Annotated in this window: 10 protein-coding genes; 5 read left to right on the top strand and 5 right to left on the bottom strand. The window is 57.4% G+C overall.

The window, feature by feature from the left end; genetic code table 11:
* The first annotated feature begins 15 nt into the window (after positions 1-15).
* Positions 16-2,295: an ATP-dependent Clp protease ATP-binding subunit ClpA gene (gene clpA / locus B498_RS17730; protein ID WP_008499992.1), complete on the top strand. Its 2,280-nt coding sequence runs from the start codon at positions 16-18 to the stop codon at positions 2,293-2,295.
* 206 nt (positions 2,296-2,501) lie between these two features.
* On the opposite strand, the gene infA is transcribed toward clpA, so the two are convergent.
* From infA to trxB, 5 genes are all read right to left on the bottom strand, one after another.
* Positions 2,502-2,720: a translation initiation factor IF-1 gene (gene infA, locus B498_RS17735; RefSeq protein WP_002211347.1), complete on the bottom strand. Its 219-nt coding sequence runs from the start codon at positions 2,718-2,720 to the stop codon at positions 2,502-2,504.
* 284 nt (positions 2,721-3,004) lie between these two features.
* Positions 3,005-3,709 carry a leucyl/phenylalanyl-tRNA--protein transferase gene (gene aat, locus B498_RS17740; protein WP_008499991.1) on the bottom strand — a complete coding sequence of 235 codons (705 nt, stop codon included), beginning with the start codon at positions 3,707-3,709 and terminating at the stop codon, positions 3,005-3,007.
* Between the two features lie 45 nt (positions 3,710-3,754).
* Positions 3,755-5,476 (bottom strand): heme ABC transporter ATP-binding protein/permease CydC, encoded by a 1,722-nt coding sequence (cydC, locus tag B498_RS17745; RefSeq protein ID WP_008499990.1) that lies wholly within the window; start codon positions 5,474-5,476, stop codon positions 3,755-3,757.
* The gene (gene cydD / locus B498_RS17750) at positions 5,476-7,242 is read right to left on the bottom strand and encodes a heme ABC transporter permease/ATP-binding protein CydD (RefSeq protein ID WP_008499989.1); all 1,767 of its coding nucleotides are present in this window, start codon (positions 7,240-7,242) and stop codon (positions 5,476-5,478) included. The genes cydC and cydD overlap by 1 nt, the downstream gene beginning before the upstream one ends.
* Positions 7,243-7,356: 114 nt before the next feature.
* Positions 7,357-8,325, bottom strand: a complete 969-nt coding sequence (trxB, locus tag B498_RS17755; protein ID WP_021240886.1) for a thioredoxin-disulfide reductase — start codon at positions 8,323-8,325, stop codon at positions 7,357-7,359.
* 544 nt (positions 8,326-8,869) lie between these two features.
* On the opposite strand from trxB, the gene lrp reads away from it, so the two are divergent.
* The 4 genes from lrp to rarA all read left to right on the top strand — a co-directional run bounded on the left by lrp (position 8,870) and on the right by rarA (position 15,276).
* The gene (gene lrp, locus B498_RS17760; protein ID WP_000228469.1) at positions 8,870-9,364 is read left to right on the top strand and encodes a leucine-responsive transcriptional regulator Lrp; all 495 of its coding nucleotides are present in this window, start codon (positions 8,870-8,872) and stop codon (positions 9,362-9,364) included.
* A 135-nt stretch (positions 9,365-9,499) separates the two neighbouring features.
* Positions 9,500-13,180, top strand: coding sequence for a DNA translocase FtsK 4TM domain-containing protein (locus B498_RS17765; RefSeq protein WP_008499986.1), 3,681 nt, complete (start codon positions 9,500-9,502; stop codon positions 13,178-13,180).
* Positions 13,181-13,308: 128 nt separating this feature from the next.
* Positions 13,309-13,923 carry an outer membrane lipoprotein chaperone LolA gene (lolA, locus tag B498_RS17770; RefSeq protein ID WP_008499985.1) on the top strand — a complete coding sequence of 205 codons (615 nt, stop codon included), beginning with the start codon at positions 13,309-13,311 and terminating at the stop codon, positions 13,921-13,923.
* Positions 13,924-13,932: 9 nt separating this feature from the next.
* Positions 13,933-15,276, top strand: a complete 1,344-nt coding sequence (gene rarA, locus B498_RS17775; protein ID WP_008499984.1) for a replication-associated recombination protein RarA — start codon at positions 13,933-13,935, stop codon at positions 15,274-15,276.
* The last annotated feature ends 78 nt before the right edge of the window (positions 15,277-15,354 follow it).

Genomic DNA, 15,354 nt, shown 5'->3' with positions numbered 1-15,354 from the left:
TTGGGGGAGGTGCCTATGCTCAATCAAGAACTGGAACTCAGTTTAAACATGGCTTTCGCCAGAGCGCGTGAGCACCGACATGAGTTTATGACCGTCGAGCATTTACTGCTCGCACTGCTTAGCAACCCATCTGCCCGCGAAGCGCTGGAAGCCTGCTCCGTGGATCTGGTGGCGCTACGTCAGGAACTCGAAGCCTTCATCGAACAAACCACACCGGTGCTGCCTGCCAGTGAAGAGGAGCGCGACACGCAGCCGACGCTCAGCTTCCAGCGCGTGCTGCAGCGCGCGGTATTCCACGTCCAGTCTTCCGGACGTAGTGAAGTGACTGGCGCAAACGTCTTAGTCGCCATCTTCAGCGAGCAGGAGTCACAGGCTGCCTATCTGCTGCGCAAACACGAAGTCAGCCGCCTCGATGTGGTTAACTTTATCTCTCACGGAACGCGCAAAGACGAGCCTAACCAGGCATCGGATTCCAGCAATCAGGTCAATAACAATGAAGAGCAAGCAGGCGGGGAGGATCGTATGGAAAACTTCACCACCAACCTTAACCAGCTTGCTCGCGTTGGCGGTATCGACCCGCTGATTGGTCGCGATAAAGAGCTGGAGCGCGCGATCCAGGTGCTGTGCCGTCGCCGCAAGAACAACCCGCTGCTGGTGGGGGAATCTGGCGTGGGTAAAACCGCGATTGCCGAAGGCCTTGCCTGGCGCATTGTGCAGGGCGACGTACCGGAAGTGATTGCCGACTGCACCATCTACTCGCTGGACATCGGCTCGCTGCTGGCGGGCACCAAATACCGTGGTGATTTTGAAAAACGCTTCAAGGCGCTGTTAAAACAGCTGGAGCAGGACACCAACAGCATCCTGTTTATCGATGAAATCCACACCATCATCGGCGCAGGGGCGGCCTCCGGTGGCCAGGTGGATGCGGCTAACCTGATCAAACCGCTGCTCTCCAGCGGCAAGATCCGCGTGATTGGCTCCACCACCTACCAGGAGTTCAGCAACATCTTTGAGAAAGACCGCGCGCTGGCGCGCCGCTTCCAGAAAATCGACGTGACCGAACCGTCCGTCGAGGAAACGGTGCAGATCATCAACGGCCTGAAGCCGAAGTATGAAGCGCACCACGACGTGCGTTACACCGCGAAAGCGGTGCGTGCGGCGGTGGAGCTGGCGGTGAAATACATCAACGACCGTCATCTGCCGGATAAGGCGATTGACGTGATTGATGAGGCTGGGGCGCGTGCGCGCCTGATGCCGGCCAGCAAGCGTAAGAAAACCGTTAACGTGGCGGATATTGAGTCCGTGGTGGCCCGCATCGCGCGTATCCCTGAGAAGAGCGTCTCTCAGAGCGACCGCGACACGCTGCGCACCCTCGGCAATCGCCTGAAAATGCTGGTCTTTGGTCAGGATAAAGCCATTGAGGCCTTAACCGAAGCGATCAAGATGGCCCGTGCCGGACTGGGGCATGACCACAAGCCTGTCGGTTCCTTCCTGTTCGCCGGTCCGACCGGCGTGGGGAAAACCGAGGTGACGGTTCAGCTCTCCAAAGCGCTGGGCATTGAGCTGCTGCGCTTTGATATGTCCGAGTATATGGAGCGTCACACCGTCAGCCGTTTGATTGGTGCGCCTCCGGGCTACGTGGGCTTTGACCAGGGCGGCCTGCTCACCGACGCGGTGATCAAGCATCCGCACGCGGTACTGCTGCTCGATGAAATCGAGAAAGCGCACCCGGACGTGTTCAACATCCTGCTGCAGGTGATGGACAACGGGACGCTGACCGACAACAACGGGCGCAAAGCGGACTTCCGTAACGTGGTGCTGGTGATGACCACCAACGCCGGGGTGCGTGAAACCGAGCGTAAATCCATCGGCCTGATCCACCAGGACAACAGCACCGATGCGATGGAGGAGATCAAGAAGATCTTCACGCCGGAGTTCCGTAACCGTCTGGACAACATTATCTGGTTCGATCACCTCTCTACCGAGGTGATCCATCAGGTCGTGGACAAGTTCATCGTCGAGCTGCAGGTTCAGCTGGATCAGAAAGGCGTGTCGCTGGAAGTAAGCCAGGAGGCCCGCAACTGGCTGGCCGAGAAAGGCTACGACCGTGCGATGGGGGCCCGTCCGATGGCGCGTGTGATTCAGGACAACCTGAAGAAACCGCTGGCGAACGAGCTGCTGTTTGGCTCGCTGGTGGACGGCGGCCAGGTGACCGTGGCGCTGGACCAGGCGAAGAACGAACTGACGTACGATTTCCAGAGTGCAGCGAAGCACAAGCCGGAAGCGGCTCACTGATTTCTTACGTAGGGCTTAAAAACCGGGCAATAGCCCGGTTTTTTTATGCCTGCCTTTCGCCCTCTCCCTGTGGAAGAGGGCTGGGATGAGGCCACCAGGTTGCCAAAAAATACATCCCCCGGCATAGCCAAATTAAAGCCACAAATAAAAAAGGCCGGGATTAACCCGACCTTTTAAATATTCATCTGCCATTACAGGCGAAAAAATTAGCGACTACGGAAGACAATGCGGCCTTTGCTCAGGTCGTACGGGGTCAGTTCAACAGTCACTTTGTCGCCCGTCAAAATGCGGATGTAGTTTTTGCGCATTTTACCGGAGATGTGCGCAGTTACCACGTGACCGTTTTCCAGCTCTACGCGAAACATGGTATTAGGTAACGTATCAAGTACGGTACCCTGCATTTCAATATTGTCTTCTTTGGCCATCTAATCCTCTGGGGTATCACTACCAAGTTTTGAACCGGCAAGATAATGCCGAAATTCATCAATTAAGTAAAGAATTGCGCGTTTGAAACGCAGCAAAACAGTTTCGGCGCATTGCCCAAGCGTCACGGTACAACCGAACGGAAAGCGCATTCGTAAAGGGGAGACAACAGGATAAACGTCAGGACGTTATCTGAAGCGAAGGTCCCAAACGGCGGCGGGGCAACAGGCAGAAGCTACTCTGCGGCGTAATTATAACACCCTCACAAAAAATATGCGGAAAACATTTAGGCATTGGGCATAAAGAGCGTTCTCGGTATCCAGAAGTCGCGCGGGAGCTTTTCCTGACGGCTGGCATCCAGATGCTCGATGTACTGGCGTCGCGGTATCTCAACGGCGCCGAGGGAAGCCGTGTGCTCATTGAGCACCTGACAATCGATCAGGCGTCCGCCGCGCTGGGCAAACGCCTGGCAGAAGACCAGCAGCGCTGTTTTCGAGGCGTTAACCGCGCGGGAGAACATCGACTCACCACAAAACAGCGTCCCCTGCGCCACGCCATACATGCCGCCGACGAGTGCTCCGCCGTCCCACACCTCAATAGAGTGCGCGTAGCCAAGCTCGTGAAGCTGGTGGTAGGCGGTAATGATATCGCGGGTTATCCATGTTCCCTCAAACCGGTCTTCGGCACAGCCTTCAATGACCTGACCAAAGGCGTGGTTCAGGGTGACGCGGTACGGTGATTTTGCATGGAAACGCTTCATGCTGCGGCTCAGGTGAAACTGCTCTGGCCACAGCACGGCACGCGGATCGGGAGACCACCATAAAATCGGGTCTCCGGGAGAAAACCAGGGGAAGATGCCGCGCTGGTACGCCATCAACAGCCGCGCAGGGCTGAGGTCACCACCAAGGGCCAGCAGCCCATTGGGTTCACGCAGCGCCCCTTCTGGAGAAGGGAACGCGATGTTATGACGAGAAAGCTGGACCAGGCGCATGACAGCAAAACTCCAGTACGCGAGTGAGGACGCTACAAATATAGTCTACAGACGCTGTTTAAACTGGAAGTAGCGACCCTGTTTCGCCAACAGCTCTGCGTGACTACCTTGCTCAATAATGTGTCCGTTGTCCATCACAATTATCCGATCAAAACTCGCCAGTCCGCGCAGGCGGTGCGTAACCATCAGGACGGTTTTACCGGTCATGACATTGGCCAGCAAATCAAGGATTTGGCTCTCGGTCGTGGCATCCAGTCCTTCGGTGGGTTCGTCAAGCAGCATCAGCGGCGCATCGTGCAGCAGCGCGCGCGCAATCGCCAGACGGCGCAGCTCTCCGCCGGAAAGCTGACGACCGCCTTCACCGAGCCAGCTGTTCAGTCCATCGCCCTCAAGCAGCTTATGCAGACCGACTTGTTCCAGCACGGCGCGAAGCGCATCATCAGAGGCCTCTGGCGCAGCCAGCAGCAGGTTATCGCGCAGGGTGGCGCTAAACAGATGCACGCGCTGCGGAACGACGCTGACGGTTTTGCGCAGGGCCTGCTCGCTGAAATCGGTCAGCAACGTATTATTAAAACGAATCTGACCGCGCTGCGGGTCCCAGGCGCGGGTTAACAGCTGCAGCAGCGTCGATTTACCGCAGCCGGTACGGCCGAGGATCGCAATCCGCTGGCCGGCATTCACAGAAAGGGTGATACCGTCCAGCGCGTTCTGCGCCTGTTTGTCATAGCTGAAGGTGACATCTTCAAGCGTCAGCGCAACCTGCTCAGGGACAACGGTCTGCCCGGCACTGAACGTGACTTCAGGCTCCTGCTCGGCAATCTGGGTGATGCGCAGGGCAGAGGCGATGACCTGTCCCAGATGCTGGAAGGCGCCCGTCACCGGAGCCAGCGCTTCAAACGCGGCCAGCGCACAGAAAACGAAAAGGGCAATAAGCGGACCCGGCTGTGTGTTTCCCCCAATATCGCCGGAAGCCAGCCACAGCATGGCAATCACCGCCACGCCGCCGATCAGCATCATTAGCGCCTGAGAGAAGGCCGTCAGCTCCGACTGACGGCGCTGGGCCTCATGCCAGTTCAGCTCCGTACTTTCCATCCGCGCGCGGTAGCGCTTGCTGGCACCAAAAATGGTCAGCTCTGCCTGCCCCTGAAGCCAGGCGGTCAGCTGCTGGCGGTAGTCCCCGCGCAGGCGCGTCAGGTTTTCCCCGGTGGATTTCCCGGCGCGGTAAAACAGCGGCGGCAGAACGATAAGCGTCAGCAGCATAATCCCGCCCAGCGTCAGCGCAACGGGAACATCCAGAACAGACAGCCCCAGCGTGACCACCACAATCACCACAAACGCGCCCACGATAGGGGAAATCACGCGCAGGTAAAGGTGATCCAGCGTGTCAACGTCCGCCACCACGCGGTTAAGCAACTCGCCCTGACGAAAACGCGCCAGCCCGGCAGGGGAGAGGGGCAGCAGTTTGCTGAAGGTATAGATACGCAGGTGCTGCAGTACGCGGAAAGTGGCGTCGTGGCTGACCAGGCGTTCGAAATAGCGCCCGGCAGTACGGGTGATAGCGGTACCGCGAACCCCGGCGGCCGGAAGCATATAGTTGAAGCTGTATAATCCGGCGAACCCCGCGACGGCCGAGGCCGACAGGAACCAGCCGGAAAGCGTGAGCAGGCCGATGCTGGCGAGCAGCGTGACAATCGCCAGCACAATCCCCAGCGTCAGCATCCATTTGTGGCGTTTATAGAGCGCAAGATAAGGCAGCAGAGCGCGCATCAGATATCCTCCTGACGGTTTGCCAGCAGGGTCGCAAATGGCCCCTGGGCGGCAACGAGAGAGGCGTAGTCGCCTTGCTCAACAATACGGCCGTTTTCCATGACCCAGATCTGGTCCCAGTCGGCAATCCCTTCCAGCTGGTGGGTGACCATCAGGGTGGTTTGCTGCAGGGAGGCGGCGTTAAGCGCTTCCATTACGCGCTGCTCGCTGTGTGCGTCAAGGCTGGCTGCGGGCTCGTCCAGCAGCATAAGCTGGCATGGGTTAAGCAGCGCGCGGGCAACGGCCACACGCTGCGCCTGCCCGACCGACAGCCCGGCGGACTGGTCGCCGACTATGGTATCCACCCCTTGCGGCAGCAGCGGCAGAAATTCGCTGACCCAGGCGCGGTCGAGAACCGATTGCAGCTCATCTTCACGCGCGTCCGGGCGCGCCAGAAGCACGTTTTCACGGAGCGTAGATGCCGGGAGCAGCGGGTTTTGGCCTACCCAGCTGAGCTGTTTACGCCAGGCGTCAGGATCGAGGTTGCGCAGTTCAGTTTTGTTGATCCGTAGTGAACCCGTGTAGGCCATAAAACCGGACAACGCGTTCAGCAGAGAACTTTTCCCGGAACCGCTGATGCCGACAAGCACCACGCGTTGTCCGGCAGGTAAGGTAAAGTTCAGCGGACCGGCGAGCACTTTGCCTTCGGGCGACAGAATGGAAAAGTCCTGCGCTTCAATGGTCACGGGGTCTTTAGCATTCAGCGTTACATCACCGCGCTCCGGGTGGGCCAGCGGCGTTTCCAGGAACGTTTTCAGGCTATCGGCGGCGCCAACCGCCTGGGCTTTGGCGTGATAGAAGGTCCCCAGATCGCGAAGCGGCTGGAAAAACTCCGGCGCCAGGATCAGCGCCAGGAACCCGGCGGAAAGGGTCACCGCCGTGCCGTAATGGCCGAAATCCAGCGCGCCGAGGTAGGAGAAGCCGAAGTAGACCGCCACGAGGGCAATCGACAGCGAGGTGAAGAATTCCAGTACGCCGGAGGACAGGAAGGCGAGGCGTAACACTTCCATGGTGCGCTGACGAAAGTCCAGCGACGCCAGGCGAATATTTTCGGTTTCCGCTTCACCGCGGCCAAAAATGCGCAACGTCTCCATGCCGCGAAGGCGATCGAGGAAATGACCGCTCAAGCGACCCAATGCCAGGAAGTTTCTGCGGTTGGCATCCGCTGCCCCCATCCCGACCAGCGCCATAAACAGCGGGATCAGCGGGGCGGTGCCCATCAGAATCAGCGCTGCCATCCAGTTCACCGGGAAGATGGCGATCACGATCAGCAGCGGAACGAAAACGGCAAGGGCCATCTGCGGCAGATAGCGCGCGTAGTAGTCATGCATATCGTCAATCTGCTCAAGGATCAGCGTCGCCCAGCTACCGGCCGGTTTACCCTGGATCCACGCGGGCCCGGCTTCCTGAAGCCTGTCGAGCACCTGACGGCGGATCTCGTAGCGGATGTGCTGTCCGGCGTGAAAACCGACGCGCTCACGCAGCCACACCACCCAGGCGCGCAGGATAAAAATCAGGATCAGGACAATAAAGGGCAACAGGAGCGCTTCGCGGGGAATGTTCTCCATGATCATGTGATTAAGAATGCGGGCCAGCAGCCATGCCTGGGCAACAATCAACAGACCGCTGATGAAACCCAAAATACGGGAAATCGTAAGCCAGCGGCGGGAAAGAACGCTTTGCTGTTTCAGCCAGCGTGTTAACTCTTGTTGACGGGTTTTTTCCATTGCGTACTTTGCAGGTGACGTTATTAGAAGTTGGGCAGCGCAATGTTACAACGGGGAGACAATAAAGGCGACTTATCGCCGCCTTTATTTACGTTTGTTACTGACTTGTAGAGATTATTTACCTTGTTCAGCCAGTCCATCGAGGTAGCGTTCAGCGTCCAGCGCGGCCATACAGCCGGTGCCCGCAGAGGTGATCGCCTGACGGTAAATGTGGTCCATTACGTCGCCGGCCGCGAATACGCCCGGGATGCTGGTTTGAGTCGCATTACCGTGAATGCCGGACTGCACTTTGATGTAGCCGTTTTCCAGCTCCAGCTGGCCTTCGAAGATCGCGGTGTTCGGGCTGTGGCCGATAGCCACGAACAGACCCGCCACTTCCAGCGTTTCGACGTTATCGGTGTTCTGGGTATCACGGATACGCAGACCGGCAACGCCCATCTGGTCGCCCGTCACCTCTTCCAGGGTGCGGTTGGTGTGCAGCACGATGTTGCCGCTTGCCACTTTATCCATCAGACGTTTGATCAGGATCTTCTCCGCGCGGAAGGTCTCGCGACGGTGGATCAGGTGCACTTCAGAGGCAATGTTGGCCAGATAAAGCGCTTCTTCCACCGCGGTGTTGCCGCCGCCGATAACCGCGACTTTCTGGTTGCGATAGAAGAAACCGTCGCAGGTGGCGCAGGCAGAAACCCCGCGGCCTTTGAACGCTTCTTCGGATGGCAGACCGAGATAACGGGCAGAGGCGCCGGTAGCGATGATCAGCGCGTCACAAGTGTATTCACCGCTGTCGCCCGTCAGGCGGAACGGACGGTTCTGCAGGTCGACCTTGTTGATGTGATCGAACAGAATTTCGGTTTCGAATTTAGCGGCATGCTCGTGCATGCGCTCCATCAGCAGCGGCCCGGTCAGGTCGTTCGGGTCCCCTGGCCAGTTTTCCACTTCGGTGGTGGTGGTCAGCTGACCGCCTTTTTCCATACCGGTGATGAGTACCGGGTGCAGGTTAGCGCGTGCAGCATAGACCGCCGCGGTATATCCCGCAGGTCCAGAACCAAGGATTAGCAGCTTACTGTGTTTGGCCGTGCCCATGAGATCCCCATTGTTGTTGGCAGACATTTGGCTGGATTGTAGGGAATTTGTTGCCGTAAAAAAAGAGCGCAGCAATTTTGATATCAATCTGTGTAATAGCCGTGGACGATGAATCGCGCGCGATAACATCACGCTTTCTTAAGAAAACCGGTCGTTTATAAGGCAATAAAATGAGGATTAATACCCTGTCGTAATGAATATCCGGCATGTTGTACTAAAAAACGATGTTTTGCTTTGACAATCCCCTGCGCTTTTGCGAAAACATTCAAGGAAGAAAAAAAACCGCGTTAACCGTATGCCGCATAGGCATGCACGTAAATGCCATTTTTACCGGGTCAGTGAAATCTACGCATGGCGTGGACAGACGCCATACGTGATGTCGGTGACAGCCTTCGGGCAACGGTCTTCTTACCAACAGAACCCGAATCCGCATCGCGTCTAATACAAAACCAGGCGATGTGATGACTAACGGGTACAGGCTCTGAACAGTGATGTGCACAGGGTCCAGGCAGGAGTAGGGAAGGAATACAGAGAGACAATAATAATGGTAGATAGCAAGAAGCGCCCTGGCAAAGATCTCGACCGTATCGATCGTAACATTCTGAATGAATTGCAAAAGGATGGGCGTATTTCCAACGTCGAGCTTTCAAAACGTGTGGGACTTTCCCCGACGCCGTGCCTTGAGCGTGTGCGCCGACTGGAAAGACAGGGTTTTATTCAGGGCTATACGGCTCTGCTGAACCCGCATTATCTGGATGCCTCACTTCTGGTATTTGTTGAGATTACTCTGAATCGTGGTGCGCCGGATGTGTTTGAGCAATTTAACGCCGCTGTACAAAAACTTGAAGAAATTCAAGAGTGCCATCTGGTGTCCGGTGATTTCGACTACCTGTTGAAAACCCGTGTGCCTGATATGTCCGCCTACCGTAAGCTGCTGGGGGAAACCCTGTTGCGTCTGCCGGGCGTGAACGACACCCGTACTTATGTGGTAATGGAAGAGGTCAAACAGAGCAATCGTCTGGTTATTAAGACGCGCTAACACGGAACAGGTGCAAAATCAGCGTAGTTTGATTACACTCCTGTTAATCCATACAGCAACAGTGCCGGGGAGTCCCGGCACTGTTGTCCGTTTTAGCAAACAGGCAGGATATGCCTGATACCTGGAGAGCCTTTCTTGAGCCAGGAATACACTGAAGACAAAGAAGTCACACTATCGAAGCTAAGCAGCGGACGTCGTCTCCTCGAGGCTTTGCTGATTGTTATTGCCCTTTTTGCCGTCTGGCTGATGGCAGCCTTACTCAGTTTCAACCCCTCTGATCCCAGCTGGTCACAAACTGCATGGCATGAGCCTATCCATAATTTAGGCGGTGTCCCCGGTGCCTGGCTTGCGGACACGCTGTTTTTCATTTTCGGTGTGATGGCCTACACCCTTCCCGTCATTATCATTGGCGGGTGCTGGTTTGCGTGGCGTCATCGTCAGAACGATGATTACATCGACTATTTCGCCGTCTCGCTGCGCCTGATTGGCGCGCTGGCGCTGATTCTCACTTCCTGCGGGCTGGCAGCGATCAATGCGGATGATATCTGGTACTTCGCCTCTGGCGGGGTTATCGGCAGCTTATTAAGTTCCGCGCTTCAGCCGATGCTGCACAGCAGCGGCGGCACGCTGGCGCTGCTGTGCATCTGGGCCGCCGGGCTGACGCTGTTTACCGGCTGGTCCTGGGTGAGCATTGCCGAGAAAATTGGCAGCTTTATCCTCACCATTCTGACCTTCGCCAGTAACCGTACCCGTCGTGACGATACGTGGGTGGATGAAGACGAATACGAAGATGAAGAGGAAGACGATGCGCCTGTGCAGCGTCGCGAGTCTCGTCGTGCCCGAATTCTGCGCGGTGCGCTGGCGCGTCGCCAGCGTGTTGCTGAGAAATTTGCCAACCCGCTGGGCCGTAAAACCGATGCGGCGCTCTTCTCCGGTAAACGCATGGATGAAGACGAGCAGGTTGAGTATCGTGCAGCAGGTACCGCCGTCGATCCTGATGATGTGCTTTTTTCCGGTAGCCGTGCCACGCCGGGTGACTTCGACGAATACGATCCACTGTTGAACGGCCACTCGGTTACCGAGCCGGTTGCGGCTGCCGCCGCCGCGACGACCGCTGCGCAGGCGTATGCCGCGCCTGTCGACGCCGTGATGCCATCCGCGCCGGTCCCGCCGCCGGAATCCGTTATTCAGCAACCTCAGGTTGACTGGCAGACTGCGCCGGGTGTTCACACGCCGGAGCCCGTTATTGCGCCTGAACCTGAAAGCTACATCCCCGTGCAGCAGGAACAGTGGCAGCAGCCTTATCAGCCGCCGCAGCCTGAGTATGCACCGCAGCAATATCAGCAGCCAGTGTCCCAGCCTTATCAGGAGTACGTGCCTGAACCCGTTGAACCTGTGCAGCCTTACGTGGCACCGCAGCCTGAACCTGAGCCTGAAATCGTGGAAGAGGTGAAGCCTGCGCGTCCACCGCTGTACTATTTCGAAGAAGTCGAAGAGCGTCGTGCGCGTGAACGCGAACAGCTGGCCGCCTGGTATCAGCCTGTGCCTGAACCGGTGCAGGAGCCGGTTACGAAGGCGCCTTCTGTTTCTGTTCCGCCGGTCGACCCGACGCCTGCTGTAGCACCCGTAGCGGAAGGCGTTAAGCAGGCTACTGCGGCCGCAGCAGCGGCGGCACCGGTCTTTAGCCTGGCAACAGGGGGCGCACCGCGTCCTCAGGTGAAAGAGGGGATTGGTCCGCAACTGCCTCGTCCTAACCGCGTCCGCGTGCCAACCCGCCGTGAGCTTGCGTCTTATGGCATCAAGCTGCCTTCCCAGCGCATGGCTGAAGAAAAAGCGCGCGAGTCTGAGTACGACGATGATGCTGATGAAATGCAGCAGGACGAGCTGGCCCGCCAGTTCGCTGCGCAGCAAAATCAGCGCTACGGTCAAGACTATCAGCACGACGAACCTGCGCTGGAAGACGAAGATGATGCGGCAGAAGCCGAATTAGCGCGCCAGTTTGCGGCAACGCAGCAGCAGCGTTACTCCGGTGAACAGCCGGCAGGGGCAAATCCGTTCTCACTGTCGGACTTTGAATTCTCGCCGATGAAAGATCTGGTGGATGATGGCCCAAGCGAGCCTTTATTTACCCCGAGCGTGATGCCGGAAGCGGAGCCTGTGCGCCAGCAGACACCATCGACCTACGCACAGCAACCTGTTCAACAGCCGTATGTGCAACCACAGCAGCCGCAGCAACAGCAGCCGCAGTTCCAGCAGCCTGCGCCACAGCCGCAGGAGAGCCTGATTCACCCGCTGCTGATGCGTAACGGTGACAGCCGTCCGCTGCAGCGTCCAAGCACGCCGCTGCCGTCGCTGGACCTGCTGACGCCGCCGCCAGCTGAAGTCGAGCCGGTTGATACGTTTGCGCTGGAGCAGATGGCCCGTCTGGTTGAAGCCCGTCTGGCTGACTTCCGTATCAAGGCGGACGTGGTGAACTACTCGCCGGGTCCGGTGATCACCCGTTTTGAACTGAACCTGGCGCCGGGCGTAAAAGCCGCGCGTATTTCCAACCTGTCCCGCGACCTGGCGCGTTCGCTGTCGACCGTGGCGGTGCGCGTGGTGGAAGTGATACCGGGCAAACCGTACGTTGGTCTTGAGCTGCCGAACAAGAAACGTCAGACCGTCTACCTGCGTGAAGTGCTGGATAACACCAAGTTCCGTGATAACCCATCTCCACTGACCGTGGTGCTGGGTAAAGATATCGCTGGCGATCCGGTGGTGGCAGACCTCGCAAAAATGCCTCACCTGCTGGTCGCGGGTACCACCGGTTCCGGTAAGTCCGTCGGTGTGAACGCCATGATCCTCAGCATGCTCTATAAAGCGCAGCCGGAAGATGTGCGTTTCATCATGATCGACCCGAAAATGCTCGAACTGTCGGTCTATGAAGGTATTCCACATCTGCTGACTGAAGTGGTCACCGACATGAAAGACGCCGCCAACGCCCTGCGCTGGAGCGTGAATGAGATGGAACGCCGCTACAAGCTGATGTCTGCGCTGGGCGTGCGTAACCTGGCTGGCTATAACGAGAAAATCGCCGAAGCGGCGCGCATGGGCCGTCCGATTCCGGATCCGTACTGGAAGCCGGGTGACAGCATGGATGCCCAGCATCCGGTGCTGGAAAAACTGCCTTATATCGTGGTGCTGGTCGACGAATTCGCTGACCTGATGATGACCGTCGGTAAGAAAGTGGAAGAGCTGATTGCCCGTCTGGCGCAGAAAGCGCGTGCGGCCGGTATTCACCTTGTGCTGGCGACCCAGCGTCCTTCCGTGGACGTTATCACCGGTCTGATTAAAGCGAACATTCCGACGCGTATCGCCTTTACCGTATCCAGTAAAATTGACTCCCGTACCATTCTTGACCAGGGCGGCGCAGAGTCGCTGCTGGGGATGGGTGACATGCTCTATTCCGGGCCGAACTCCACCTCTCCGGTGCGTGTTCACGGCGCGTTCGTGCGCGACCAGGAAGTGCACGCGGTCGTGCAGGACTGGAAAGCGCGCGGTCGTCCGCAATACGTCGATGGTATTACCAGCGACACGGAAAGCGAAGGCGGCGGCGGTGGCTTTGACGGCGGTGAAGAGCTGGATCCGTTATTCGATCAGGCGGTGAATTTCGTTACCGAAAAACGTAAAGCGTCTATCTCTGGCGTACAGCGTCAGTTCCGCATCGGCTATAACCGCGCTGCGCGCATCATCGAGCAGATGGAAGCGCAGGGCATTGTGAGCGAGCAGGGGCATAACGGTAACCGCGAGGTGCTGGCTCCGCCACCGTTTGATTAACCTTCCGCGATTGCAAAGAAGGGTAAATCAGCCAAAATTAAGCATTTTCTTCTGTCGCCTGCCTCCGGGCAGGTCCAGAATAGAAGTCGGAAACCCCATTTCGGGAAGACGTATTTTAAGGAATAACAATGAAAAAAATCGCCATCGCCTGTGCATTACTCACCAGTTTTGTCGCCAGCAGCGTCTGGGCTGATGCAGCCAGCGACCTTAAAAGCCGACTGGATAAAGTAAGCAGCTTCCACGCCAGCTTTACGCAGAAAGTGACGGACGGCAGCGGCAACGCGGTGCAGGAAGGTCAGGGGGACTTGTGGGTAAAACGGCCAAATCTGTTTAACTGGCACATGACCCAGCCGGATGAAAGCATCCTGGTGTCTGACGGTAAAACCTTATGGTTCTACAACCCGTTCGTTGAGCAGGCTACTGCGACCTGGCTGAAAGATGCCACCAGCAATACGCCATTTATGCTGATTGCCCGTAACCAGGCCAGCGACTGGCAGCAGTACAATATTAAACAGACGGGTGACGAGTTTGTCCTGACGCTGAAAGGCAGCAACGGCAACCTGAAGCAGTTCACCATCAATGTCAGCACCAACGGTACCATTAATCAGTTCGGCGCGGTTGAGCAGGACGATCAGCGTAGCAGCTATCAGCTCAAATCTCAGCAGAACGGCGCCGTTGATGCATCGAAGTTCACCTTTACCCCGCCGAAGGGCGTAACGGTGGACGACCAACGCAATAAGTAAGAGGCGTGAGTGGGCAATCTGTCGCTCGATTTTTCAGATAACGCGTTTCAACCTCTGGCCGCCCGTATGCGGCCAGAAAATTTAGCGCAGTACATCGGTCAGCAGCACCTGCTGGCTGCCGGTAAGCCCTTGCCGCGCGCCATTGAGGCAGGGCATTTGCACTCCATGATCCTCTGGGGCCCCCCAGGTACCGGCAAGACTACGCTTGCAGAAGTGATTGCCCGTTATGCCAACGCGGATGTTGAGCGTATCTCAGCGGTGACGTCCGGCGTGAAGGAGATCCGTGAGGCTATCGAGCGTGCGCGTCAGAACCGCAACGCCGGACGCCGCACCATTCTTTTTGTCGACGAAGTCCATCGCTTCAACAAGAGCCAGCAGGATGCCTTCCTGCCGCATATTGAAGACGGCACGATCTTCTTCATTGGGGCGACCACCGAAAACCCGTCGTTTGAGCTGAACTCGGCGCTGCTTTCCCGTGCGCGCGTTTATCTGCTCAAATCGCTGACGACCGAGGATATCGAAAAGGTTCTCACTCAGGCGATGGACGACAAATCGCGCGGCTACGGCGGACAGGATATCGTTCTGCCTGACGAGACGCGTCGTGCGATTGCCGAGCTGGTTAACGGCGATGCGCGTCGGGCGCTGAACACGCTGGAAATGATGGCCGACATGGCCGAGGTCGACGATGCCGGCAAGCGGGTGCTAAAACCGGAACTGCTCACCGAAATTGCCGGGGAACGCAGCGCGCGTTTCGATAATAAAGGTGACCGTTTTTACGATTTGATTTCGGCGCTGCATAAGTCCGTGCGCGGCAGCGCGCCGGATGCGGCGCTGTACTGGTATGCGCGTATTATTACTGCGGGTGGCGATCCGCTATACGTCGCGCGCCGCTGTCTGGCGATTGCCTCAGAAGATGTCGGCAATGCCGACCCGCGCGCCATGCAGGTCGCACTGTCGGCCTGGGACTGTTTCACCCGGGTTGGACCCGCAGAAGGTGAGCGCGCTATTGCGCAGGCGATTGTCTATCTGGCCTGTGCGCCGAAAAGCAATGCGGTTTATACCGCCTTCAAGGCAGCGATGTCTGATGCGCGTGAGCGTCCGGACTACGATGTGCCGGTTCACCTGCGTAACGCGCCGACCAAACTGATGAAAGAGATGGGGTATGGGCAGGAATACCGCTACGCTCATGATGAACCCAATGCCTACGCTGCCGGGGAGGAATATTTCCCGCAGGAGATGGCACAAACGCGCTATTATCACCCCACAAACAGAGGTCTTGAAGGCAAGATTGGTGAAAAGCTCACCTGGCTCGCCGGACAGGATCAAAATAGCCCTATAAAACGCTACCGTTAGTTCAATCGTTGCGGTAATGTTGGCAATTCTATCCTTGTGACCGCAGGCTGTGGTCACATTTCCTATTTTAATTCGATA

This window comes from Enterobacter sp. SST3, from assembly GCF_000286655.1.
GTDB classification, from domain to species: domain Bacteria; phylum Pseudomonadota; class Gammaproteobacteria; order Enterobacterales; family Enterobacteriaceae; genus Enterobacter; species Enterobacter roggenkampii.
This window is presented reverse-complemented; position numbering and strand designations above follow the sequence as displayed.